The 24,396-nt window shown below is 42.9% G+C and carries 27 protein-coding genes and 1 pseudogene; 15 read left to right on the top strand and 13 right to left on the bottom strand.

Features of this window, described 5'->3' with window-relative positions; all coding sequences use genetic code 11:
- Positions 1 to 19 precede the first annotated feature (19 nt).
- Positions 20 to 955, top strand: coding sequence for a carbohydrate kinase family protein (locus tag BM122_RS10940; RefSeq protein WP_074905592.1), 936 nt, complete (start codon positions 20 to 22; stop codon positions 953 to 955).
- A 243-nt stretch (positions 956 to 1,198) separates the two neighbouring features.
- Entirely contained in the window at positions 1,199 to 1,996 is a 798-nt protein-coding gene (locus tag BM122_RS10935) for a lysophospholipid acyltransferase family protein (RefSeq protein WP_074905591.1), read from the top strand.
- On the opposite strand, the gene BM122_RS10930 is transcribed toward BM122_RS10935, so the two are convergent.
- The 3 genes from BM122_RS10930 to BM122_RS10920 form a co-directional block, all read right to left on the bottom strand.
- Complete coding sequence (locus tag BM122_RS10930) at positions 1,923 to 2,750, bottom strand: symmetrical bis(5'-nucleosyl)-tetraphosphatase (RefSeq protein ID WP_074905590.1); 828 nt, start codon at positions 2,748 to 2,750, stop codon at positions 1,923 to 1,925. The two genes, BM122_RS10935 and BM122_RS10930, sit on opposite strands and share 74 nt — an antisense overlap.
- A gap of 32 nt (positions 2,751 to 2,782) precedes the next feature.
- Positions 2,783 to 3,589, bottom strand: a complete 807-nt coding sequence (gene dapB, locus BM122_RS10925) for a 4-hydroxy-tetrahydrodipicolinate reductase (RefSeq protein WP_074905589.1) — start codon at positions 3,587 to 3,589, stop codon at positions 2,783 to 2,785.
- Positions 3,590 to 3,721: 132 nt separating this feature from the next.
- Complete coding sequence (locus BM122_RS10920; RefSeq protein ID WP_074905588.1) at positions 3,722 to 4,144, bottom strand: outer membrane protein assembly factor BamE; 423 nt, start codon at positions 4,142 to 4,144, stop codon at positions 3,722 to 3,724.
- Positions 4,145 to 4,223: 79 nt separating this feature from the next.
- Here BM122_RS10920 and fur point away from each other — a divergent pair, with 79 nt between their 5' ends.
- Positions 4,224 to 4,667 carry a ferric iron uptake transcriptional regulator gene (fur, locus tag BM122_RS10915; RefSeq protein WP_074905587.1) on the top strand — a complete coding sequence of 148 codons (444 nt, stop codon included), beginning with the start codon at positions 4,224 to 4,226 and terminating at the stop codon, positions 4,665 to 4,667.
- A gap of 32 nt (positions 4,668 to 4,699) precedes the next feature.
- Positions 4,700 to 5,215, top strand: coding sequence for a hypothetical protein (locus tag BM122_RS10910; protein WP_256212006.1), 516 nt, complete (start codon positions 4,700 to 4,702; stop codon positions 5,213 to 5,215).
- Between the two features lie 79 nt (positions 5,216 to 5,294).
- Here BM122_RS10910 and BM122_RS10905 read toward each other — a convergent pair whose 3' ends face one another.
- Positions 5,295 to 5,714 (bottom strand): hypothetical protein, encoded by a 420-nt coding sequence (locus BM122_RS10905; protein ID WP_074905586.1) that lies wholly within the window; start codon positions 5,712 to 5,714, stop codon positions 5,295 to 5,297.
- Between the two features lie 345 nt (positions 5,715 to 6,059).
- Here BM122_RS10905 and BM122_RS10900 point away from each other — a divergent pair, with 345 nt between their 5' ends.
- Entirely contained in the window at positions 6,060 to 7,016 is a 957-nt protein-coding gene (locus tag BM122_RS10900; protein ID WP_074905585.1) for a LysR family transcriptional regulator, read from the top strand.
- Positions 7,017 to 7,021: 5 nt separating this feature from the next.
- Here BM122_RS10900 and lpdA read toward each other — a convergent pair whose 3' ends face one another.
- Together lpdA and BM122_RS10890 are read right to left on the bottom strand one after the other, a co-directional pair.
- Positions 7,022 to 8,743: a dihydrolipoyl dehydrogenase gene (gene lpdA / locus BM122_RS10895; RefSeq protein WP_074905584.1), complete on the bottom strand. Its 1,722-nt coding sequence runs from the start codon at positions 8,741 to 8,743 to the stop codon at positions 7,022 to 7,024.
- Between the two features lie 48 nt (positions 8,744 to 8,791).
- Positions 8,792 to 10,057, bottom strand: coding sequence for a glutamate-5-semialdehyde dehydrogenase (locus BM122_RS10890; protein WP_074905583.1), 1,266 nt, complete (start codon positions 10,055 to 10,057; stop codon positions 8,792 to 8,794).
- Positions 10,058 to 10,541: 484 nt separating this feature from the next.
- Between BM122_RS10890 and BM122_RS10885 the strand changes: the two genes are divergently transcribed.
- On the top strand, positions 10,542 to 10,937 hold the full coding sequence (locus tag BM122_RS10885; protein ID WP_074905582.1) for a hypothetical protein: 396 nt from the start codon (positions 10,542 to 10,544) through the stop codon (positions 10,935 to 10,937).
- 457 nt (positions 10,938 to 11,394) lie between these two features.
- Here BM122_RS10885 and BM122_RS10880 read toward each other — a convergent pair whose 3' ends face one another.
- Entirely contained in the window at positions 11,395 to 11,844 is a 450-nt protein-coding gene (locus tag BM122_RS10880) for a DUF4124 domain-containing protein (protein ID WP_074905581.1), read from the bottom strand.
- Positions 11,845 to 12,288: 444 nt separating this feature from the next.
- Positions 12,289 to 13,683 (bottom strand): cardiolipin synthase, encoded by a 1,395-nt coding sequence (gene cls, locus BM122_RS10875; RefSeq protein WP_074905580.1) that lies wholly within the window; start codon positions 13,681 to 13,683, stop codon positions 12,289 to 12,291.
- Positions 13,684 to 14,266: 583 nt separating this feature from the next.
- Between cls and BM122_RS10870 the strand changes: the two are divergent.
- The 3 genes and pseudogenes from BM122_RS10870 to BM122_RS10860 form a co-directional block, all read left to right on the top strand.
- Positions 14,267 to 14,890, top strand: a pseudogene (locus BM122_RS10870) (thiopurine S-methyltransferase); the annotation flags it as partial.
- A gap of 525 nt (positions 14,891 to 15,415) precedes the next feature.
- On the top strand, positions 15,416 to 16,078 hold the full coding sequence (locus BM122_RS10865) for a hypothetical protein (protein WP_143083405.1): 663 nt from the start codon (positions 15,416 to 15,418) through the stop codon (positions 16,076 to 16,078).
- 24 nt (positions 16,079 to 16,102) lie between these two features.
- Positions 16,103 to 16,423, top strand: coding sequence for a hypothetical protein (locus BM122_RS10860; RefSeq protein ID WP_177198106.1), 321 nt, complete (start codon positions 16,103 to 16,105; stop codon positions 16,421 to 16,423).
- Positions 16,424 to 16,613: 190 nt separating this feature from the next.
- Here BM122_RS10860 and BM122_RS26045 read toward each other — a convergent pair whose 3' ends face one another.
- Both BM122_RS26045 and BM122_RS23290 read right to left on the bottom strand, forming a co-directional pair.
- Positions 16,614 to 16,733: a LuxR C-terminal-related transcriptional regulator gene (locus BM122_RS26045; protein ID WP_177198105.1), complete on the bottom strand. Its 120-nt coding sequence runs from the start codon at positions 16,731 to 16,733 to the stop codon at positions 16,614 to 16,616.
- A complete protein-coding gene (locus tag BM122_RS23290) occupies positions 16,730 to 16,891 on the bottom strand; it encodes a hypothetical protein (RefSeq protein WP_177198104.1) in 162 nt (53 codons plus the stop codon). The genes BM122_RS26045 and BM122_RS23290 overlap by 4 nt, the downstream gene beginning before the upstream one ends.
- A 259-nt stretch (positions 16,892 to 17,150) precedes the next feature.
- Here BM122_RS23290 and BM122_RS10850 point away from each other — a divergent pair, with 259 nt between their 5' ends.
- Together BM122_RS10850 and BM122_RS10845 are read left to right on the top strand one after the other, a co-directional pair.
- Positions 17,151 to 17,606, top strand: coding sequence for an EVE domain-containing protein (locus tag BM122_RS10850; protein ID WP_074905577.1), 456 nt, complete (start codon positions 17,151 to 17,153; stop codon positions 17,604 to 17,606).
- Positions 17,607 to 17,682: 76 nt separating this feature from the next.
- Positions 17,683 to 18,489: a sulfite exporter TauE/SafE family protein gene (locus BM122_RS10845; RefSeq protein ID WP_074905576.1), complete on the top strand. Its 807-nt coding sequence runs from the start codon at positions 17,683 to 17,685 to the stop codon at positions 18,487 to 18,489.
- Between the two features lie 3 nt (positions 18,490 to 18,492).
- Here the strand turns inward: BM122_RS10845 and BM122_RS10840 are convergent, their stop codons facing one another.
- The 3 genes from BM122_RS10840 to purE are packed head-to-tail and all read right to left on the bottom strand — an operon-like array spanning position 18,493 to position 21,044.
- The gene (locus tag BM122_RS10840) at positions 18,493 to 19,383 is read right to left on the bottom strand and encodes a phosphoribosylaminoimidazolesuccinocarboxamide synthase (protein WP_074905575.1); all 891 of its coding nucleotides are present in this window, start codon (positions 19,381 to 19,383) and stop codon (positions 18,493 to 18,495) included.
- Positions 19,384 to 19,419: 36 nt separating this feature from the next.
- Positions 19,420 to 20,556, bottom strand: a complete 1,137-nt coding sequence (locus tag BM122_RS10835; RefSeq protein WP_074905574.1) for a 5-(carboxyamino)imidazole ribonucleotide synthase — start codon at positions 20,554 to 20,556, stop codon at positions 19,420 to 19,422.
- Positions 20,553 to 21,044: a 5-(carboxyamino)imidazole ribonucleotide mutase gene (gene purE / locus BM122_RS10830; protein WP_074905573.1), complete on the bottom strand. Its 492-nt coding sequence runs from the start codon at positions 21,042 to 21,044 to the stop codon at positions 20,553 to 20,555. Before purE ends, BM122_RS10835 begins: the two co-directional genes overlap by 4 nt.
- A gap of 151 nt (positions 21,045 to 21,195) precedes the next feature.
- Here purE and BM122_RS10825 point away from each other — a divergent pair, with 151 nt between their 5' ends.
- The 4 genes from BM122_RS10825 to hisD all read left to right on the top strand — a co-directional run bounded on the left by BM122_RS10825 (position 21,196) and on the right by hisD (position 24,381).
- Positions 21,196 to 21,630, top strand: a complete 435-nt coding sequence (locus BM122_RS10825; RefSeq protein WP_074905572.1) for an ExbD/TolR family protein — start codon at positions 21,196 to 21,198, stop codon at positions 21,628 to 21,630.
- A gap of 88 nt (positions 21,631 to 21,718) precedes the next feature.
- Positions 21,719 to 22,357, top strand: coding sequence for a superoxide dismutase (locus BM122_RS10820; RefSeq protein WP_074905571.1), 639 nt, complete (start codon positions 21,719 to 21,721; stop codon positions 22,355 to 22,357).
- A gap of 12 nt (positions 22,358 to 22,369) precedes the next feature.
- The gene (gene hisG, locus BM122_RS10815) at positions 22,370 to 23,017 is read left to right on the top strand and encodes an ATP phosphoribosyltransferase (protein ID WP_074905570.1); all 648 of its coding nucleotides are present in this window, start codon (positions 22,370 to 22,372) and stop codon (positions 23,015 to 23,017) included.
- 65 nt (positions 23,018 to 23,082) lie between these two features.
- Positions 23,083 to 24,381 (top strand): histidinol dehydrogenase, encoded by a 1,299-nt coding sequence (hisD, locus tag BM122_RS10810; RefSeq protein ID WP_177198103.1) that lies wholly within the window; start codon positions 23,083 to 23,085, stop codon positions 24,379 to 24,381.
- The last annotated feature ends 15 nt before the right edge of the window (positions 24,382 to 24,396 follow it).

Below are 24,396 nucleotides of genomic sequence, written 5' to 3'. Positions count from 1 at the left end.
GCTCCAACACTTATAACCCATGCATACACTTATATGCGGCTCTATAGCTTATGACACCATAATGGTGTTTCAAGATCATTTTAAGCACCATATTCTACCTGACAAGCTTCATGTGCTAAATGTGGCCTTTCTTGTTCCTGACCTGCGGCGTGAGTTCGGAGGATGTGCCGCCAATATTGCTTATAATTTAAGCATGCTGGGTGGAAACCCAATGATTATGGCAACAGTAGGGAATGATTTCCAACCTTATGCATATCGGTTAGAGAAATTGAATTTGGCAAAAACCTATATTCGTCAGATAAATGATGCATTTACTGCGCAGGCATTTATTACGACTGACTTAGATGATAACCAAATTACGGCCTTTCATCCTGGAGCTATGAATTTTTCGCACTATAATTCGGTAAAAGATGCAAAGAATATCAATCTAGGCATCGTTGCGCCTGATGGTCGCGATGGTATGATTGCTCATGCACGCGAGTTCCAAGAATACGGTATTCCTTTTATATTTGATCCTGGTCAAGGATTACCTATGTTCAGTGGTGATGAATTGATTGATTTTGTCAATAAAGCTGATTATATCGCGGTCAATGATTATGAAGGTCAGCTGCTGCAAGAACGAACGAAATACACTTTGAGTGAGCTTGCCGATAGCGTTAAAGCCCTGATCATTACTAAAGGTGCACAGGGTTCTACGATTTATGCAGAAGGTCGCCAGCTTGAAATTCCCTGCGTTAAATCCGATGCAATTATCGATCCCACGGGTTGTGGTGATGCTTATCGAGCTGGATTACTTTATGGCATCGCCCATGATATGGGCTGGCAAACAACCGGCCAGCTTGCTTCATTATTAGGTGCCATCAAAATTACACACCGGGGCGGTCAAAATCATCGGTTTAGTCACGACGAAATCGATCAGCTTTATTTTGAAGCATTTGGAAATCGGATCTTCTAGGATTAAAATTAAGATTATCTACTCTATTCCTAACGTAATTCCATTTCAAAATCAAATATGACGCGAAGGTGAGCCGCAGATGGTATGAATAACACGGCAGGGAGAAGCCGACAAAATCAGGTTTGATTTAGAAATGGAATAATAAGCTATCTTATGAATTTAATAGAAGTCACAGTCGCAGATCCTAGGAAGAGAGTTAGGCTTTGTTTAGCGACAAGGTCACATTAACTATTTCATGATCTCATGAATAGCACCCAAACTTCTAAAACAATTCAGATCATCCGGTTTAGCAGGTTATTGCTGCACATCTTTTCCGGTTTGTTCCAGTCCATTGCTTATCCCTATTTTAGTCGATCCAGACAGAGATATATCGCGCGGAAATGGGCGAGAAATCTACTTGAAATTCTAAATATCAAATTAAGCCGCAGTGGCGCCTTGCCTCCCGAAGATAAGCAGCGTGTCATATTAATTGCCAATCATATCTCCTGGCTGGATATTATAATTATTTTGGCGCTGTATCCTGTCAGGTTTGTAGCTAAAACTGAGATTCTCAGCTGGCCCCTACTTAATATCTTATGTCATAGAGCGGGTACCATTTTTATTGAACGCGAGAAACGTAATGATACGAGGCGCGTTAACCAACATATCGGCGAAGCACTTGGTGCCGGAGATAGTGTTGCGATCTTTCCGGAAGGTAAAACCAGCGATGGAACAACCCTTCTGCACTTTCATGCCTCTTTGCTCCAATCTGCAGTAACCATGCAAGCAATGCTTTACCCAGTTGCGATCAAATATCGCGATATGACAGGAGCGCATAATGCCAACATAGCTTATGTTGACTCGACTATTGTAGAGTCACTGAAACTTATACTAAAGCAACCTGTCATAAAGGCTGAATTATATTTTTTGGATCCGATCAGCTGTACAGGTAAGAATCGGCGAGAATTAGCGCGCTTATCGGAGCATGCTATTGCTGAAATGCTGCAACTACCCGTGGTGCGCAAGGTACCTGAAAAACTCTCCGGTCTTCCAAGCGAATAGCGGTAAGCCTTCCTCCCCAAAAACAACCTGTATCCAACGCTATCAAGTTTTCCTTAATCTGTAGACCGAGTGCAGACCAGTGACCAAAAATGATGGTAGTCGATTTGCTGGCACGATTAGGCGCTTCAAACCAGGGTAAGTAACCTTGGGGAATAGACTGAAGCGGACCTTTATAGGCGAAATCCATCTTGCCATCCGGTGTACAGACACGCAGGCGAGTCATCGCATTAATGATGACTCGCAATCGCTCATAACCAGTCAAGTTATCATGCCAGAAATTTGGTTCATTACCATACATATGTAAAAAAAATTCATGATAATTTTCTTTACGTAATGCAGTTTCTACTTCATGCGCAAGCTCTGCCGCTTGAGGAATATCCCAGCATGGCAGTATACCAGCATGGACTAAAGCATATTCATCCTCAACATAGAGCAATTTTTGATGGCGCAGCCAGTTTAGCAAATTATTACGATCAGGCGCATCCAAAATAGCCTGCAACGTATCACCTGAATGCTGTTTACTTAAGCCTTCTGCAACTAGAAGCAAATGTAAATCATGATTACCTAATACTGGAATGACTGCGTTGCCTAGTTTTATGATAGAACGCAATAAAATGAGTGAATCCGGCCCACGATTGACGAGATCACCCACTAACCACAATTTATCTCTTGTAGCGTTAAATCCAATTAATTCAATAAGCTGTTGGAATGCTTCATAGCAACCTTGCACATCGCCAATAGCATAAGTCGCCATAATGAGACCAGATAATTATGATTTGATTTTCTTTACCGCAAACCTAGCACATCTTGCATATCAAACAAGCCACTACGTTGCGTAGCAAGGAACCTGGCAGCGCGTAATGCTCCGACAGCAAATGTTTTGCGACTACTAGCCTTGTGAGTGATCTCAATGCGTTCACCTATACCTGCAAAAATAGCGGTATGGTCACCTACTATATCGCCGCCACGAATAGTTGCAAAACCAATCGTTTCAGCAGCACGCTCTCCAGTGGCTCCTTCACGGCCATAAACAGCGACTTTCATCAAGTCTCTGTTCAATGTTTGCGCAATAACTTCGCCCATACGCAAAGCCGTGCCAGACGGCGCATCTACTTTGTGTCGATGATGTGCTTCTACAATTTCTATATCGTATTCATTAAGTAACTTGCTTGCAGCCACTTCTAATAGTTTGAACATGACATTTACACCCACACTCATATTGGGTGCGAATACGATAGCAATATCCTTCGACGCCGCCTTGAGTACTTCTTTCTCAGCTGCCGAAAACCCAGTCGTGCCAATGACCATTTTTATGCCGGCATTACGGCAGATGGCGAGATGTGCAAGTGTGCCGGCAGGACGCGTAAAATCTACCAACACATCACTACCAGGTAACGCTGACACAAAATCGCTCTTAATCGGAATACCACAAGGTGATCCAATCAGTTCACCCGCATCCTTCTTCAAAAATGGATTATCTTTTTGTTCCAATGCAGCAGATAACCGCATATCTGATGACTCAGCAATCATTTCCAGGAGCACTCTCCCCATGCGCCCGGTACTTCCAGCCACAGCAATATTCAGGGTTGTCATTTTTCCAGAAAAACTATCTAATTATTTAATGCCATTCTACCCCATTCCGAGATTGAACTGATTGGATATCATAGACCAAATGATAGGGTTAATTATTCCTTACCACTTACTACAGCATGTTTTGTTAGGTTATTAATTAGAACCTTTATCATTTTCACCTTGATCTCCCTTCAAGTATTGCAGACGCTCTTCTTCCATACGAGGAGTTGCTGACAACAAACTATCTGAAGAAGGGGAAAGTGAAAAATCCCCGTCAATATGAGAAAGCCGATCGCCATCAAAAATTACAGTAAGCGTTCGCTTCTCAGACAATGCTCCACGTGGCGCCAAATAATAAAAATAGTCCCAGCGATTGTTATGAAACACATCAGTAATAAGTGGCGTACCCAAAACAAAACGCACTTGCGACCGGGTCATCCCCGGTTTTAATTTCTCTATCATTTCTTGAGTAACTACATTACCCTGCTGGATATCGATTTTATAGGGCAGCGCTGGGATAAAAGTACAACCAAAAAATAAAAAAGCAACAAATAACAGGAGTATTTTTAGATGCATACTAAGCACGAGTGTTTTTAAAGTAAACTAAGCACTATACTATATGATACAGCAAATAATTTCCCGGATGGATTAAACCATGAGCAAATATGAAGATCTCAAAGGTATTGACCTCAAAACAATTGGCTTAAAAACGACCCTACCCCGTCTCAAGATACTCAACCTATTTGAGAATAGCTCGGTTCGCCACTTATCAGCAGAAGATGTCTATAAAGAATTACTCAATGAAGGAGAAGATATCGGTCTTGCGACAGTCTACCGTGTGTTAACTCAGTTTGAGCAGGCTGGTTTACTTGAACGACATCATTTTGAAAGTGGCAAAGCCGTATTCGAGCTACGTAGTGACTCGCATCATGATCATTTAGTTTGTTTACAATGTGGTCATGTAGAAGAATTCTATGATGCAGAAATCGAGAAACGTCAAATAAAAATTGCCAAAGATCGTGGATTCAGTCTGCAGGACCATTCACTGTCTCTCTATGCTGATTGTACTAAAACAAATTGTCCTTATCGAAAATTATGAAGCACCTGCTGCGAAATATTAGGAACAGAGCATTGCGATTTATCGGAATGGGTTATGGATGGAGCACAACATCATCTGCTTTCCTTCTTCTTGGCTTGCTGTTGATTTCACTTTCTGCACAAGCACAATCCGTCATTGACGAGCAAATTCGCCAACTAGAAGCTGACTTATTACAAATAAATCAGAATCAGCAAAATATCTATCAGCAATTCCAGATGGTACAAGAGCTTCGTCGTAATGAATTACAACAGCAAGAAGAAATAACTTCCATTCCCCCAATGGGAACATATCCTCAAACGGGAGCATCTCCTGAGCTGGGATCAGCCAAAATGAGTGATTTTTTACCAGAAGTAACGATCGGTGGTTCTCCACCAAGTTACGAAGAAATGGTCCGAAAAAAGCAAGACCGCCAGAAGCGGATACGGGAATACTCCTCTGATCTAGATCGACTCCATACCCAATACCAAGAGCTGGAAACTGAAAAAAGAATTTTGATGGAACAAATAACTGACTTGAGGCGAAGCAAGCAACAACAGCTCACTCAATAAAATAAAATGGCGTGACGTAGGTTAAATAAGCCTTTTAGTCACGCCCTAATTCTAACTACATTTTATAATTTTATTATTATTAATTTATTTTCTTCTGAGCATTATTTCTTTCTTTAGCGATATTACTGGATTTTACCCCAGTTACACAATCATAAGCATCGCCAGAAGCATGCGGATAAGAATCAGATTCTGTTGAATTTTCTCGCCACACGAGGTGACTAGCTTTAAGTTCAGAAGCCATTCTTAAGGCCCTATCTTCCGCCTTGTGCTTTCTCGCATTTTTAGATAATTTACCCCAATCTGAGCTTCCCCAAACTTTCCCCAGATAGTTACAGCTTTTACTCTCCACCTCGGCTCTGGCAACTTCGACAATGTTATATGAATTCTCTGCTGCTACGGCAACCGCTGTCACAAAGCTGAGGGAGATAACCAAAGCTTTTGTGCCGATCAGAAGTATCCGCGGTAGTGCAATCATGAAATTATATAATTTAATTTTCATTTCACTTATACCTGTAAATTTTCATTTATTTTCTACTTAGTATAATTGCATTAGTATACGTGCTCATCTGTCAACAGTAGTATGCTTGCTTTATAGTAATAATAATTACTTCCCGTTTCTATTAAAAAAATCATATTAATCAGGTGCTCTTGATTTTCATCTTTAAGTTCCGATATAAACAAATGAAACTTTTTATAATCTAACATTAGAGCTTCTTCTTAAGGATGAATATTATTCATAAAAGAGTCAGAAAATAAGTAGGTTAGAACGAAATATATTGTAGTTTGTCAGGAAACAATGAAATAACTTATAATTTAATTTTTGGTTATGATGGGAAATTAATTTATGCAAGATCTTAATCTTATTGCTACCTTTGCACGTGTTGTAGAAGCCGGCAGCTTTGCTGAAGCAGCCCGCCGCATGGATACCTCTCGCTCTGCAGTAAGTAAAGCTGTGGCTAAACTTGAAGTTGACCTAGGCGCAAGATTGCTGAATCGCAGCACACGTCATCTTAGCTTGACCGAAGTAGGTAGCGCTTTTGCCGAACACTCGGTACGCATCCTGGAAGAAGCAGAGCATGCTGAGCAGGTGGTTACAAGCTTACATGCCGAGCCGCGGGGCATGCTTAGAATTTGTGCCTCAGTGGCATTTGGTACACTTCACGTTGCACCCGCCCTGGCTGATTTCCTTGCTCGATATCCTGAAATTCGGATTGATTTGACCATTACGGATCGTCAAGTAGATATCGTGGAAGAAGGATACGATGTCATCATTCGTGTCACTGGCGAACCAAATCTTAATTTGGTTGCTCGTAAGCTAGCGCCTGTACGTCGAAAACTGGTTGCCACACCGGACTATTTTCGAAGACGCGGCGTTCCGCTAACACCGAGTGACTTGGTCAAGCATAACTGCCTCGACTACACCCTTTCAGGTGAGCAAGGTTACTGGCGCTTTAAAGGGCCGGAAGGAGAAATTGCCGTACCTGTCTCAGGAACACTGCGTATCAACGATGACGATGCGCTTTCTCAAGCTGTGCTCGGTGGCCTGGGTATTGCGCTGTTACCTACCTTTACCATTGGAAAAGAGCTGCAAAATGGTCATTTACAGGCAGTATTGTCTGAATATATACCGGTAGAGCGCTATGTTTATGCTTGTTATCTTCCTAATCGTTATTTGCCAGCTAAAGTTCGCTCATTTATTGATTTTCTTTCAGCTCGTATTGGTAGAGAACCTTATTGGGATAGTCCATCTGCACAACCCGAACCTAAAAATCACCCATCAGACTCAATGAAGCATGAATGATAAAACTATCGCTTAGGCATATATAAATCGGTTATCGTATTCTCTGCTATTTCCGCAGAGAAGAAAATCGTTTCAGACAAAGTCGGATGAGGATGAATAGTCAGGCTGATATCTTGCGCATCGACGCCCATCTCCAGCGCGAGTACGGTTTCTGCAATTAACTCACCAGCATGCGCACCGATAATACCGGCACCCAGGATTTGACGAGAATTTTTATCTAATAACAACTTGGTGAAACCTTCCTCACGCCCCATAGCAATCGCACGGCCGCTGGCTGCCCAAGGAAAGGTTGCTTTTTCATACTCAATTCCTTGTTTTTTGGCTTCAACCTCAGTCAAACCCATCCAGGCAATTTCTGGATCAGTATAAGCTACTGAAGGAATAGTACGCGCATCAAAGGCTACTTTATGCCCAGCAATCACCTCGGCAGCAAGTTTACCTTCATACGTCGCCTTATGCGCCAGCATAGGCTCTCCTGCAATATCACCAATCGCAAAAATATGCGGGATATTGGTGCGCATTTGCATATCCACTGGAATAAAACCACGCTCGTTTACATGCACATTCGCATGTTCCGCACCAATCATTTTTCCATTAGGACGACGCCCCACTGCAATCAGAATACGATCATATAATTGAGGCTCAGGGGCATGATCCCCCTCAAAAACCACGTTCAATCCTTTTTCCTCGGCTTCAATCTTACTGACCTTGGTGCCGAGATAGATCGCTTCATAACGTTTCAGTAAATGCTGGTAAAGCGGCTTGACCAGATCATTATCAGCCCCTGGAATGAGTTGATCCATCTGCTCGACTATGCTTATTTGACTACCCAGCGCATCATACACGGTTGCCATTTCCAGGCCGATAATGCCTCCACCGATCACCAGCATTCTTTTAGGAATATCCAGTAATCTCAATGCATCAGTAGAATCCATCATACGAGTATCATCGTAAGGAACCCCCGGAATACGCGCAGCAGTTGAACCTGCAGCGATAATACAATGATCAAATGAAACCGTTTTGATACCGTCAGCGGTGTCCACTTCCATCATGTTAGGAGAAACAAACTTACCGGCACCCTGGATAATTTCTACCTTGCGCTGTTTGGCGAGTGCTGCCAACCCTTTAGTGAGCTTACCCACAACAGACTCTTTCCAAGTCCGCAACTTATCGATAGTAACCTGAGGTTTACTAAAAACGATACCCTGCTGCTCGATTTCTTTAGTCTCAGTAATCACTTTCGCCACATGCAACAGCGCTTTAGAAGGAATACAACCCACATTCAGGCATACTCCTCCTAATGTTGGATAACGCTCTATCAGCACCACTTGCTTACCCAAATCAGCTGCACGGAAAGCCGCCGTGTAACCACCCGGCCCTGCCCCCAGCACAACGACTTCGGCATGTACAGTCCCACGCGTGGTCGCTGCTGGCCGGGCCTCAGTTGGAGTAGCTTCTGGTTCTGGTTCTGGTTCTGGAGCAGGAGCAAGGACTTCTAACGTAATGATCGGTGATCCCTGCGATATCTTATCTCCAACCTTAACGAGCATTTCCCTGACAACCCCTGCCTCAGGAGAAGGCACTTCTATCGATGCTTTCTCCGTCTCCAGGGTAATTAATGAAGTTTCTTTTTCAATCTTATCACCTGGTTTTACCAGCACTTCAATGACGGAAACATCTTTGAAATCGCCTATATCGGGAACTTCTACTTTAATTAGATTTGCCATACTTCTTATTTTTAAATTGAGAAGATTTTAGGGTGATCAATCAATTTGTCACTGTCGTATCTGACCATCGCCTAGCACGATAAATTTCTGACTCGTCAGCCCTTCCAATCCTACCGGACCGCGCGCATGAATTTTATCGGTGGAAATGCCAATTTCTGCACCTAACCCATATTCAAAGCCATCGGCAAAACGTGTGGAGGTATTGACCATGACTGAACTTGAATCCACTTCGCGCAGAAAACGGCGTACATGACTATAATTTTCTGTCACAATTGCATCGGTATGCTGAGACCCATAGATAGTGATGTGCTCGATCGCCTGATCCAGATCACTCACAACGCCGATATTCAGGATAGGCGCCAGATATTCAGTGCGCCAGTCTTCTTCTGTGGCCAGTTTCATTTGCGGAATAATCGCACAAGCCGCCTTGTTACCTCGTAGCTCGACACCTTTATCCAGATAAATTTTGCAAAGAGGAGGCAAGACTTGTTTTGCAATGCCTTCATGCACGAGCAAGGTTTCCATGGTATTGCACGTACCATAGCGCTGTGTCTTGGCATTATCAGCAATACGGATGGCCTTTTCCAGATCGGCTTGATCGTCGATATAAACATGACAGATCCCATCCAGATGCTTGATCACAGGGATGCATGCCTCATTGGAAATGCGTTCGATTAATCCTTTGCCTCCGCGTGGCACAATGATGTCAACAAATTCTTTCATGGTAATAAGCTCACCCACTGCCGCACGATCGCTGGTTTCAATCACTTGCACGGCTGTTTCTGGCAGTCTGGCTGTCCTTAGCCCTTCTTTCACACAGGCAGCAATGGCTTGATTGCTGTGCATCGCTTCGGATCCGCCGCGCAATATCGCCGCATTGCCTGCTTTCAGGCATAAACCCGCCGCATCCGCCGTTACATTCGGTCGTGCTTCATAAATGATGCCGATCACTCCCAACGGTACGCGCATTTTGCCCACTTGAATACCGGAAGGACGATAATTCAAATCACTCATCTCGCCAATAGGATCAGACAAAGCCGCAATTTGCAACAAACCATCTGCCATACTTGCGATACTCTTAGAAGAAAGCGCCAAACGATCGATCATCGCTGAGCCTAATCCTTTAGCTTTCGCATTCTCGAGATCGTGTGTATTTGCATTTAATAAATTTTTCTCATCACACCTAATCGCTTCGGCCATCGCAATTAACGCCTGATTTTTGCTTGCCGTATCCGCTTTTGCCATTAAGCGCGAAGCAGCTCGGGCATTCTGCCCAACCGCTTGCATATAAACTTTAATATTTGTGATATCCATCAAATAACTCCAAACTGAGCAGTATTCTGAAATTTCGTCAACCTATCAGAAACCGGATAACTTTTCGAATCGAAATGAGTGAAATAAAAGTGGTGGATTCTGACCTAAAAGGCTGCGACGATAAAAACAGCAATTTTGCCAAAACGAAGTTGCGGTGTAGCCACATATCGAAGAGATAGGCGAATAATGGGCGCCGTCCAATATAACCATTGAGATTTAAAATAGATTTTTTCACAACCTCACAGTGGATCAGAAATACAGCCCACTATTTTACATTGCATATTCATATGTTACATGTTTTTTCAGATGTGGATAAATCCGCCGTAATCGATTAATCTAATTACAACCTTAATTAGATGCGGTCCAACATTTTTCTGCAATGAAAATAGGGAATTGTTATAAATTTAAAAATTCCAGAGGTCATTTCGCAACTTTAATTCCAGTATATGGCAAAGACTAAGGCTAAGCCAGGAGTAATATCAGGATGAGGCTTCCTTTTCGTATCCTTGCGATGCTGATAATCATACCCACCACCTATTACTTCATCTATTGGATTTCATCTTCTTTTCTTCCGTTCACAGAACACAGCTGGATTCCTGTTCTGCTCTCATTTATGTGCGCTTTTGGTGTCGGCAAATATAGCTGGGAAAAACTTGGCACCCTCCCAGAAGGACCCATCTCGAGCATTTTTCTTGGTGCCATTGCGCTTGGTTCTATCAGTTTCTGTGCAGGCTTCTTCGGTCCGATGATCATAACGCCAGAAGCTGACCAAGGTCCTTTACTCGGTATTTTTATAACTGGTCCAGTAGGTTTTCTTATTGGAGGAATAAGTGGTTTTATTTATTGGCTGACTAAAGAGAAAAAAGAAACCAGAAAATGAAATATGTACAAAATACCTTATTAGTTTACTTGGTAGTTAACTTTGCTTTCCCATCTTCAAAAAAACCGATTTCTACAACGGTTGCTGTTCCTTTACATCTTTTAATTGATAGTCACAATACTGATCATTTGTTATTCTCAATTCAAGAAAAAAAGTCACGAACAGATGACAATCTTTAGGGCACCTCTAAAAATTCAGAGTTCTAGACAAGACAAGGCGAGAACAAAAAATGTTGTCGCAGCCTATAACTGATAGGTAAGGAAACATTTTTTTGTGAACAACGAAATATTGTGACGAAATATGAATTTTTAGAAGTGCTCTTTAGTTCTAACGTCACATAGTGTAGAGCAGCCGCTAAAGTTCAGTAGGATGAGGCATTAATTAAGAAATCAAGCTATGCTTTTATTTTTTAACAATCTTCCAAAAGATTACAGGCCATTAAATTAATCGCATTTTGTTACTGACAGTATATTGCAATATTTTTTAATGCTTCATCCATATAATTCTGGCGAAGCGGATCATCCATATCAATCACACCCCCATTCCCATCCGGAATAGACAAGCGTTCCGAATTTTTAAGCAAATCCAAATTGCTTTGTGCTCTTAAGCAATTCTCTTTTCTCATTTCCGCTTCAGCCAGTTGTTTGTTTCTTGCTTCCTCATGTGCGGCTCGCTTTGCTTTAAATATCGGTTCTTTTTCTACCGAATCTCGAATGAAACTTTTACCTTCATCAGCAGATTGTGGCGACAATTGAATATCCATCAGTTTTTCATTTTTGCTGGTTCCGGGAGGGGGAGGCTGATCAGAGTATCGAGTTTTTCCATTTTGATCCACCCATTTATACACCTGACCATATACGGTCCCAGCAAATAAAGGTAACAAAGCTAGAAAAATGAATTTTTGCATGATTTCTCTCCTAAAATAAAAATATCGATCGTTTTTACTTAAACTTAATGAGGCAATTTAAAGATCCGATCATTAAGGAGAAAGAAAATGAGAGAAAGCAAATGAGTTACAATTAATAAAAGGATATCTTCAACATAAACCGGAATAAAATTATGTTTTTTAAATAATATAATTATTGTTATTTAATCTAAAAATCCTATAGATCATTTCTGTCCGAAACATATTTATAATAATTTGCAAACAACAAATGCAGTCGGTGCTGTGCAAAGTTCAATGAAAAGACCCTTCACATTACACTTATACTGTTATTCTCCTTAGCATTCTAATTAAAGCAAAGTTTAATACTTATCAAAATTAAATACTTCATATACCAAAACAATATCTTATTCGAGAAAAATATTTGCATTGCAATAATCTATTTAAATCAACGAATAAGCTGACTACTTACAACCATTGCGCCCACAAACGCCCTGCACTTTCCAAGATGCGCGTACTAATTGAACGTTGCCTCCATTCTTCTAACGTAATGAGCTTGGAATATTTCAAATCATTCTCAAACAATGTTTGCATTTGTGTACCAAAATCCTGTCCCAGGATAATTGCATCGATTTCCTCGTTGTTAAGAAAACTACGCCAATCGAGGTTAGTTGAGCCTATAGTTGACCATACACCGTCTATAAGCGTAGTTTTAGCATGTAATAATGCATCTTGCCGCACATAGATTTTTACGCCGGCGCTCAATAGCTCATCATAAAATGAACGCGACGCATAATACACCAGGGCCGAATCTGTTTTCCCAGGTAATAATATTCTCACGTCTACTCTGCGCTTAGCCGCTGCTTTTAATGCAGTACGCAATTGCGGATCTGGCACAAAATAAGCACTGGTCAGAAAGATCTGGGTTTCTGCGCTATTAATAGCTGAAAGCAAAGTCACATAGATCTGGCTATAACCTTTTTCTGGCGAGCTGCCGATTGCGCGTACTACCTCAGAACCTTCATTAGCGAGCTCAGGGAAGTAATTTCGTGCTGCCAATAGCTCACCTTTTTGCTCATTCCATATGGACATAAACAGCTTCTGAAATTCGCTCACAACTGGGCCCACTATTCGCACATGGGTATCTCGCCACGGATTATCACTTCTGGTTGATTTAGATTTGACAAATGACCCCTTCGAGTGCTCGGTGCTGATATTGACACCGCCAACAAAAGCAATCTGCCCATCGATAATCAAAAGTTTTCGATGATCACGCCGGGTAACCTGCCAATTTTTTGGTGCAATGAGTGGATTGATAGGATTGAATTCCAGGACATTAACACCACTTTCTTTCAGTGATTTGAAGAACTCACGAGGAGTATCGATTGATCCCACACTATCATAAATGAGGTTTACCTGCACCCCACTATTTTGCTTTCTAATTAATAGCTCAGCAAAAAGGTGACCAATTTCATCATCTTTGATAATATAAATCTCCATATTGATATGGTCCTTTGCGTTCTCCATGGCTGTGTACATGGATTTATAAGTTTCTGGACCATCTATCAACAGTTCTACTTTGTTGCCTATCGAAAGGTGACTGCCGGAAATTTTTGATTCGAATGGCAGATGCCTATCGAAGATATGGGTATCTACACTATTCTTTTTCAGTCTGGAAAGAATTTCGTTATTCTGCTTTGGAGTTAAGGGGCCATGAGCGTCAAAAAGCTGCACAGAATGCGATGGCTGCATTGCCATGTCTGGCACTATGAGGGGTATTGAGCTACACCCTATAAGAAGGAGCAGACAAAGAATCGCTAGAAGTCTAACAATATGTATATACTCACTTTTCTTTAAATACATTAATTTTCACTCTAAGCAGTTTTTTTCTTAATCCTATGAATTAAAAAAGTGACCTCAGCAAATATTTTCAGCGGATACTTTACTTAGGCAAGGTAAGCCCAAGCATTGTTCTCATAAAACATTATAGATACGTGTTATCTATTTCTAATATTGCCGGAGATCAAACTAATCTTAAAAGCGAAGGCTGCTAATTGGTATGCTAGTTTACGAAATTCTAGAGAAGAAAGATCGCAAAGGTCGACTGGCTGATAATCCCTATTTTCCCGTGATATTTTTTTCCGTGATGTATTTGCTCACTTGAGTGATCACTTCTGATCAATGAAGGAAAAAGTAAATGCGTCACTGGCTAATGGAAGAATATCCATAAATCCAGATTTTCTATTAAGAGTCTTATTATTTGAGACTTAAGAGGATACTCAAAAAAGAATATTAATATAATTAATTGATTTTATTAAAAAATGTTTTAATGGAAAATTTTTGGTAAATTGAAGCATCCTTAGTTTTCGGCCTAAACAATCACTGTGTCTTGAATAAACTTAGGAAATAACAAATGAAAAATGATTATTGACTAGATCGATGGAAATATGGAGATATTGGTTTTCACCAGAACGAGATTAATCCATATTTGCGTCAATATTGGCAAGAGTTACATCTTGCTCCTGATAGTGAGGTATTTGTACCACTATGCGGGAAAAGTCGTGATATGCTGTGGCTGCGCGAACAAAAACATTCAGTGCTCGGGGTTGAATTGAGCGCTATTGCTGTGCAAGCGTTCTTCGAGGAAAATAGGCTCTCACCACATCGCATGATTAGCGGAAAATTCGATCGCTATGACGCGAACTTCATCAGTACCCTGTGCGGTAATTTCTTTGACTTGAGCAAAAATGATCTGGCGAAGGTGAGTGCAGTTTGTGACCGTGCATCACTGGTTGCACTACCGCCAGAAATACGTAAACGTTATGTATTCCACCTGCTGAGCATCTTGCCACCCACAACAAAAATTCTACTCATTACCTTTGATTACCCTCAAGCAGAAATGTCAGTCCCGCCATTTGCTGTTTCTTCAGACGAAGTAGAAGTACTTTACCAAGAATACGCCGAGGTACGGCTATTGGCTCGATTGAATGTACTCGCACAGAATCAACGCTATCGAGAGCGTGGACTGAGTCAATTGCACGAAAGCATCTTTCTACTGACCCTACATTAAGAAAACAGAGCCTTTCACAAATTACTGAGATTTAAGCGCAGAACTGTTTTGAATGAAATAAACCTGTCACCAGAAAAGCATACCCGGCCGAATGGAAAATTATGTACCTTCAATTCAAAATCCTGTTTTGATATCCTGCTATCAAGGAAAAAAATTTGTAGCTATTGACATTATTGCCTGCCTATTTGTCGTTCCTTATTCTATCAAATAAAAACATTACGATAAGTGACAAACCATGCATAGCATTGTAAATAAATTGAAAAATAAGAATATTCACAAGTTATTATGTTTGAGCTTCGCAACACTCCTACTTATCGGCTGCGCTAGCCCTGCAGCATACCGTGAGCCGATTTCTAGATTTCAGAGCAAGCCTCTACTATTGTCATTGAAGGCGCCCGGGTTGAATATGGGGCTGCTAATAAGAGAGAACGCGATGCGGTAATAGACCGGCTTGTTACCAAGAGAGAAAGGATCAGTCTCCAAACTCTCAATAATAAAGAAATACGTATATTGGGAGGGGACGATTTGTCAGCCCGCATGACTGCATTGGATGCTATAGCCAAACATGGTCAATTGCTGCTCACTCTCGCTAGTAGTGATGCACCAGCTAGAGCCAAAGATGCTGCTAATTCACTTGACGAGGCTATTCTGGATCTCTCATCTTCACTTGGTAGAGTGCCTTCTGACGAATTCAAGAATGAAGCCGAAGGCTTTGCCACCATTGCTGCAGAAGTGACTAAACTTGCTTTAGAAATCAGGATTAACGAAGCGCTAAACAAAGCCATTATCTTATCGGAGAAGAATATCCTTGCCTTAATTAGGCTACTTCGGAATGACATGAAGGCACTCCATGAACGCCAACGTAGCATCCTGAGTGCCGCTCGTGTTTCAGCAGCGGATGATTACAATGATGAGCTAGAGAAACCAAACCCTAACCCCAAGAAATTACAGAAGGCAGCTTCGGAAATCAAAAAAGTTGAAGATATTTGGGATAATCTGCCGTTACTACTTGGTGCTGGACCGGGCCTTGACGCAATGGCTCAAGCACACCAAAAATTGGTTGACTACGCTAAAAGTCCAAAAAACCCTCAAGATTTAGCTGAATTAATAGAAGCGACGGATGCTTTCGTTACACGAGCGAAGGTAATCGCCGATGCCATCAAAACCATCAAAGAAACAAATGAGTAAACAGTTATGAATAATATAAAACTCATGACACGCTCTGAACTGATTCGAGTGATAGGAGATGTGATTACGGAAGTAGATGTGCTACGTTCCAATTTTAAACGAGAAACTAAGAATCGGAAAAGTCTAGATGATATTCGTGACCAACTGGATACCTATCAGCTCAAATTAGTTCGCAATGTAATTAATGACAGCACGACAGAGTTCAAACAGCTCACCACTTCACTGAAAGAAGTTAATGAAGAACTACGTCTAACAATTGAAGACATGGATAAAATTGTACAAACGTTGGAAGCGCTTGTTAAATTTGTCGGAACCGTTCAGAAAATTGCAGAATTAATACCCTAGAAGCTGTTAGGAAACTCCTGCTCCAGGTTAATCTCCTCAACAAAATACGGACTATAACGATGTAAATCCAAGCTTCTTTTGGTGGTCGCAAGAAGTAGTGGCTGATCAGAGTATTTTTTTCCATTTTGATCCACCCATTGATCAATAGAGCTCTGGATAGAATTCAGCAGATTTTCTCACGAACCCAAGGTTAGGCAGATTGAGCAAACCAAGACTCATTTCTTAAGTGCACCAACACCTCAGCTCGGCTATGGATATGCAGCTTAGTAAAAATATTATGTAAGTGATTTTTGACTGTTGCAACGCTCAATACCAATTTTGGGGACAGTGACTACTTAACATATCATTGAGTATCGATCCACCATCAACACTTGGTACATCAAAATCCGGTTCATTATTCAGGAGCTGCTCGAGGCCCTCCCAAATAATGTCATTTGATGCTGTGGTGGCAATAACTACGCTAATCATCACTGTTCTTCCTTTCGCAGTAAGATTGGATGAATGCCATTATTTAGAAGAACAAGGCTGCTAGTCTATGGACCATTGGTACTAAAAAAGATCTAGATAAGGTTCTAGATCTTGAAGTTTTGCCGAAAAATAGCTTTCTCATGGACTCTCTTGGGTGGATATTTAATGGACAGCATGGAGCACAATCAAGACAATGTATTGACAAAAACCCGGATATATCAGTGTAATTAGAACTAATTACCAATAAAATGGAGTATATATGCGTTACTGGCTAATGAAATCTGAGCCAACAGAAATCAGCATCGATGATCTGGCTGCAAGGCCCGGGCAGACCATTGCATGGGATGGGATAAGAAATTATCAAGCGCGGAATTTTATGCGTAATCAAATGCAAATTGGCGACCAGTCTTTCTTCTATCACTCCAGTTGTGCCGAACCTGGCATTGCTGGCATTACCAGAATCTCTAAGCTCGCTTATCCCGATGTCACACAGTTCGATCCCAAAATTAAATACTATGATCCTAAAGCTACGCCAGAAAGCCCACGATGGTTTAATGTTGAAGTCACGCTCGTCAAAAAAACCCGCCTGCTTTCTCTCAAGGAATTACGCAGCCACCCCGAACTCGCCAATATGAGAATCCTGCAAAAAGGCAATCGTTTATCCATCACACCTGTCGACCCAGCGGAATGGGCATTTATTATGGGTATATTATGAGCAAGTTGCTTTTATCACTTGTAGCGATGCCATTTTTATTGCTGAAAGCCTAAGCTGGATACCCTAGCTAAACAGCATGGAATGGTGGTTAATTTATTTATTGCTCGGCGCTGGGGTTGGCTTTCTCGCTGGTTTGCTGGGAATTGGCGGCGGCTTAGTCATTGTGCCTGTGCTTGCTTATATCTTTACTGCCCAGGATTTTCCGTCAGACCGTATTTTGCATCTGGCACTCGGCACCACCATGGCGACGATCATTTTCACTTCACTTGCCAGTTTGCGCATGCATCATGCGCATGGCGCAGTTAACTGGTGGATTGTCAGGTATCTGGCGCCGGGCATTATCCTGGGAACGCTGGCAGGATCTACATTTGCTGGACAACTATCCACCGAAGTATTGGGCATCATCTTCGTCATCTTCATTTATTATGCCGCAACGCAGATGTGGCTTAACATTACGCCCACTTCCAGGCATGCCCTGCCAGGTAAATTTGGAATGGTGTCAGCAGGCAGTCTGATCGGTGTGCTATCCAGTCTGGTCGCGATTGGCGGAGGTATCTTGACAGTACCCTTCCTTTCCATGTGCAATGTCAAATTGCAATACGCGATTGGAACCGCAGCTGCAGTAGGTTTTCCGATTGCGGTGGCAGGCACGATTGGCTATATCATCAATGGTCTGCTACAAACGCAGCTACTGCCCGCTTACAGTCTGGGTTATGTTTATCTGCCCGCGCTCGTCTGGATTGCGGTAGCCAGCATGCTGACCGCTCCACTTGGCGCCAGAGCGACACATCGCATGCAAACAGCAACACTCAGAAAAATATTCGTAGCTTTACTTTATTTTCTGGGGACTAAAATGCTGTTTAATCTATTTTATGCTTTATAGCTTTTACTTAGTTAATCGGTAGAGCGCTTCCTCATATCGCTCTATCGTTTGGGTAAGAATATCATCAGGAATAGGTGGTGCAGGAGGTTGTTTATTCCACTTGATCTGTTCTAGCCAATCACGAACAAACTGTTTATCATAACTTGGAGGATTTTTACCCGGCTGGTATTGATCGGCTGGCCAGAAACGTGATGAATCCGGCGTCAACACCTCATCGATCAGGTAGAGATTGCCTGCCCCATCCTGGCCAAATTCGAATTTGGTATCAGCGATGATCACGCCGCGGGTAGCGGCATAATCGGCGGCTTCAGTATACAGTGCGATTGCTTTGCTGCGCACTTCTTGAGCAAGCGCTTGCCCCACTAACTGTTCACATTGCTCAAATGAAATGTTTTCATCATGGGCCCCTGCCACCGCCTTAGTAGAAGGCGTAAAAATAGCGCCTGTCGGCAGTTTTTCTGCTTCCTGCAAATTTTGCGGCAACATAATGCCACTGATGGCACCTGTTCGCTGATAATCCTTCCACCCTGAACCGACAATATAACCCCGCACGATTGCTTCGATCGGCAACGGCTTTAATCGTTTGACGACAAAGGCCCGATCGATCACCTGCTCGCGCTCTTCAGGTGCTACCACAGATTCAGGTGAAATACTGGTTAAATGATTGGGCAGGATGTGATTCAGTTTTTTGAACCAGAAATTGGATAATTGCGTCAGCACTTTACCTTTACCAGGGACCGGTGTTGGCAACACCACATCGAATGCTGACAGGCGGTCTGTCTGGATAATCAATAAATTATTCTCATCGATAGCATAAATATCACGCACTTTGCCCCGGTGCAGTAAAGGGAGGCTTTTCAGGTGGGTTTCAAGCAAGGCGATGGAATGAGCCATGGATCGATTTTTTAATTAAAATTCTCAGAATATAGATTAACGATTTTGTAATGATATCTTGATTGCTTCTGCTTGCTGTAAAGCCTGTTCAACCGTACCAGCGAGCACCGTAAAATGCCCCATTTTTCTGCCCGGCCTCGCCTCACGTTTGCCGTATAGATGGAGTTTGGTATTAGGATTTTTTAATACCTTATTCCAATCCGGTTCTCCTAATTGCCACAGATCACCCAGTAAATTTACCATCACGACAGGCGTATGCAGCGCAGTACTTCCTTGCGGCAAGCGGCACAATACCCGAGCTTGTTGCTCGAATTGTGAAGTAATACAGGCATCCAGGCTATAGTGGCCACTATTATGCGGACGGGGCGCAATTTCATTGATAAACAATCGTCCATCGGTAAGCACAAAGAACTCGATGCAGAGCACCCCGCGGTAATCCAGTTTGACCGCCACGTCAGTAGCCATTTTTCTGGCTTGTTGCACAATTCCTGCCGGTATCCTGGCAGGAACAATACTCATATCGAGAATGCCGTGCATATGCTGATTCTCAGCTACTGGAAACAGGGTGATCACACCGTCAAAGTCACGCGCAACAATCACGGAAATCTCACATGCAAGTGGTAACAATTGCTCTAGCACACAGGACTGCTGTTGCAAGTAAGCGAAAGCATCCGATAATTCATGAGGAGTATGGATTCTTACCTGCCCTTTGCCATCATAACCGAACTGGCTGACTTTAAGGATACCAGGAAAAAATAGCGCATCGATTGCAGCCGACAAATCATCATTATTTTGAATGGCCAAAAAGGGCGCAACCGAAAAACCATTTGCTGCTAAAAACTGTTTTTCCAGCAGGCGGTTTTGTGCGATGGAAACACTTCTCGCTGGGGGACTCACGACACAATGTTGTTCCAGAAACCGCAGTACTTCAGCAGGAACATTTTCGAATTCCGTGGTAATTCCTGCACAGGTAGTACTGAGTTCATGTAAAGCAGAAGCATCATGATAGTCCGCGCATAAATGCCGTTCAGCGATGCTGCCAGCAGGACTCTCCTCAGCAGGATCCAAAACCGTCACGCGATAGCCCATACTTTGTGCGGCCATGGTAAACATGCGTCCAAGCTGGCCACCGCCCAGCAAACCAAGCATCGCTCCGGGTATAATACTACTCATGATTCAGGCAAAGTCATGGCAGCCACTGAATCTGCTTGTGCTGCTCGAAATGATTCAAGGCGCTCGGCAAGTGCGCTGTCTCCTATCGCTAATAATGCAACAGCAAAAAGCCCGGCATTGGCTGCGCCTGCTTCACCAATGGCAAAAGTGGCAACGGGTACCCCTTTTGGCATCTGCACAATGGAAAGTAGTGAATCCACACCCTGCAAGTGCTTGGAAGTCACTGGCACACCGAGTACCGGCAAGGTTGTTTTGGCCGCGATCATGCCAGGTAAATGCGCCGCCCCCCCTGCCCCTGCAATGATGCATCGGATACCCCGTTTTATTGCTGTGGCTGCGAATTCAAACATGCGGTCCGGTGTGCGATGCGCTGACACGATCAAGGTTTCGTGCGGGATATTAAAATCTTTGAGAATCCGGGCAGCCTGTTGCATGACGTTCCAATCACTGCTACTGCCCATGACAATACTGACTAATGGATTATCCATTCAGAACGGAATACTAGTTTAACAATCTTAAATAATGACGAAAGTGGTAATAATAAACTAGAATTTGATTTTCGAACCGGATGTTTAACAGTTTATTCCACATCTTGTGGTAATCTCACCCATTGGCACCTATTAATTGGCAAGCAACTCTATGAATTTTCAGCGTGGTCAAAAAAAAGAAGAGCCGGAGATCAATCTTGTTCCGATGATCGATGTTCTGCTGGTCATCCTGATTTTTTTGGTGATTACTACGACCTACTCGAAATATGCCGATCTCGAGATTACGCTGCCAGAAGCAACCACTACGGAAGCTGATAAACAAAGCGAACGACCTCATACCATTGATGTTACCGTAAGCGCAACAGGTAACTACACCATCAATCGGGTACCCATAACTTTTTCTAACACTGAAGGATTACGCAATGAATTGCAATCTGCCGCCAAGGATGAGAAAAATCCAGTTATCATTATCACTGCAGATGCAAAGGCTACCCATCAATCGGTAATAACGGTCATGGAAGCTGCTCGGCTTGCCGGGTACAATCAGGTTACATTTACTACAGAAGCAAAAAATAACCTCGAGTAATTTAACTTCGGATAATATTTTTTCTTGATTCATTATTATTCATATGCCAATGGCTTCTTTATTCAATTTTATTTTTAAAGGAAGAAAAATGAGCACTAATCTGGAAAATTTTTCTAAAGCCGCACAATCCGGTAGCACTTATGTACTCGCTCCCCTACCCTATGCAGATAATGCACTGGAACCGGTTATTTCTGCCCATACCATGAGCTTTCACTATGGCAAACATCACAAAACGTACGTCGATAATTTGAACAAACTAGTAGCAGATTCTGCATTGGCTGGACAATCACTGGAAAATATCATCACTGCCACTGCAGGTCAGGCAGATAAAGCAGGTATTTTCAATAATGCTGCTCAAGTCTGGAATCATATGTTTTATTGGCATAGTCTCAGCCCTAAAGGTGGTGGCGAGCCTCCTGCGAGTTTGAAACAAAAAATTGAAGCCTCATTTGGTAGCGTGGACGCTTGTAAAAAGGAATTTGCCAATGCCGCCGTTACGCAATTTGGCAGTGGCTGGGCTTGGCTGGTGCAGGAAGGAGATAAAATGGCTATTCTCAAAACGAGCAATGCGGATTCGCCGCTTACCAAAAATAGCAGACCTTTGCTGACTATTGATGTTTGGGAGCATGCCTATTATCTCGATTATCAAAATCGACGGCCTGATTATGTCAATACGATTCTCGATAAACTCATCAATTGGGAATTCGCTGCTTCAAACCTGCGTTAATTTCCCGGATTTATGGCAAATATTACCATTGCGCTTTCAAAAGGACGTATTTTCGAGGATACTGCGCCTTTTCTGAAAGCAGCCGGGATCGTCGCACAAGACGATCCCGAAACCTCACGGAAACTGATCATTGCAACCAATAATCCGAAGGTGCGTCTTATCATGGTACGCGCCTCGGATGTACCGACTTATGTGCAATATGGCGCAGCTGATCTGGGTGTTGCCGGCAAAGATGTCATGTTGGAGCATGGTGGCGCGGGTCTTTATCAACCGCTCGATTTACAGATTGCCCGTTGTCGCATGATGGTTGCCGTACCTGAGGATTTCGATTATGAATCAGCAGTTTTTCAAGGCGCCCGCTTACGGGTCGCCACTAAATATTTGAAAACTGCGCGTGATCATTTTGCTGATAAAGGAATGCATGTTGACCTCATCAAATTATATGGTTCAATGGAGCTTGCGCCGCTGGTTGGTCTGGCAGATGCCATTGTCGATCTCGTGTCGAGCGGTAATACCTTGAAAGCCAATCATTTAAAAGCAGTGGAAGAGATCATGACCATTTCAGCACGATTGATCATTAATCAGGCGGCACTAAAACTAAAACGTGAAGCGATTCAACCGCTGCTTGAAGCATTTAAAACAGCCATTAAAACCGTTTAAAGCAGGGGGCAGGTATTTTTGTATCCTCCTTGCCCCTACCATTATTCTTCGAAGCCCATAGTTATATGATTAAACTCAACCGATTGTCTTCCACCGATGCCAAATTTGATGAAGCACTGCATACTTTATTGGCTTTTGAAAGCACGCAGGATGAAACCGTTAATAAAACAGTCAACCACATCCTGACCGATATCAAAAAGCGTGGAGATGACGCGTTACTTGATTATACTCGTCGCTTTGATCATTTAGAGCTCTCCTCCATTAGCGAAGTTGAATTGCCTAAAAGCGTGTGGCAACAATCTTTACAGCGGCTTCAAACCGCTGAAAGAGAGGCACTGGAACAAGCTGCGCGGCGCATACGTACCTATCATGAAAGACAATTATCACAATCCTGGCAATATACTGAGTCAGACGGGACATTGCTGGGGCAAAAAATCACTGCGCTCGATCGCGTAGGGCTGTACGTACCGGGTGGTAAAGCTTCCTATCCCTCCTCTGTGCTGATGAATGCCATTCCGGCCAAGGTAGCGGGTGTTAATGAGCTGATTATGGTCGTTCCCACACCCCATGGTGAAAAAAATGACCTGGTGCTTGCTGCCGCAGCCATTGCTGCAGTCGATCGTGTTTTTACCATAGGAGGCGCTCAGGCAATCGGTGCTTTGGCCTATGGCACGTCGGTCATACCTAAAGTCGATAAAATCGTAGGGCCTGGTAATGCTTATGTAGCAGCAGCCAAACGCTTTGTTTTCGGTTTGGTGGGTATCGATATGGTCGCGGGACCTTCAGAAATACTGGTGATTTGTGATGGCAATATTGATCCAGATTGGATCGCCATGGATTTATTTTCACAAGCCGAGCACGATGAACAGGCACAAGCCATGTTACTTTGTCCCGATCAAGATTTTCTTGATGCGGTTGCAGCAAGCATCACCCGGCAGCTTGAAGCCATGCCTCGAAAAGAGGTCATTCGCGCCTCGCTGGAAACACGGGGAGCCTTGATCAAGGTACGCAATTTAGAGGAAGCCTGCATCATCGCAAATCGGATTGCCCCGGAACATCTGGAGTTATCCGTATCCAATCCAGAGCAGTGGGTTGACAAATTGAAACATGCCGGTGCAATTTTTATGGGACATCATACTTGCGAAGCACTAGGTGATTATTGTGCTGGGCCCAATCACGTATTGCCGACTTCCGGCACGGCGCGTTTTTCTTCACCCTTGGGCGTTTACGACTTTCAGAAACGCACCAGCCTGATCCAGGTATCGCCGCAAAGTGCCTGTACACTGGGTACGATCGCTTCCACTCTGGCCAGAGGCGAGGGACTACAAGCCCATGCCATGTCTGCTGAATTTCGCTGTAAATAACTAGTTGAAACAGAG

The sequence above is a fragment of the Nitrosomonas communis genome, from assembly GCF_900114745.1.
GTDB classification, from domain to species: domain Bacteria; phylum Pseudomonadota; class Gammaproteobacteria; order Burkholderiales; family Nitrosomonadaceae; genus Nitrosomonas; species Nitrosomonas communis_A.
This window is presented reverse-complemented; position numbering and strand designations above follow the sequence as displayed.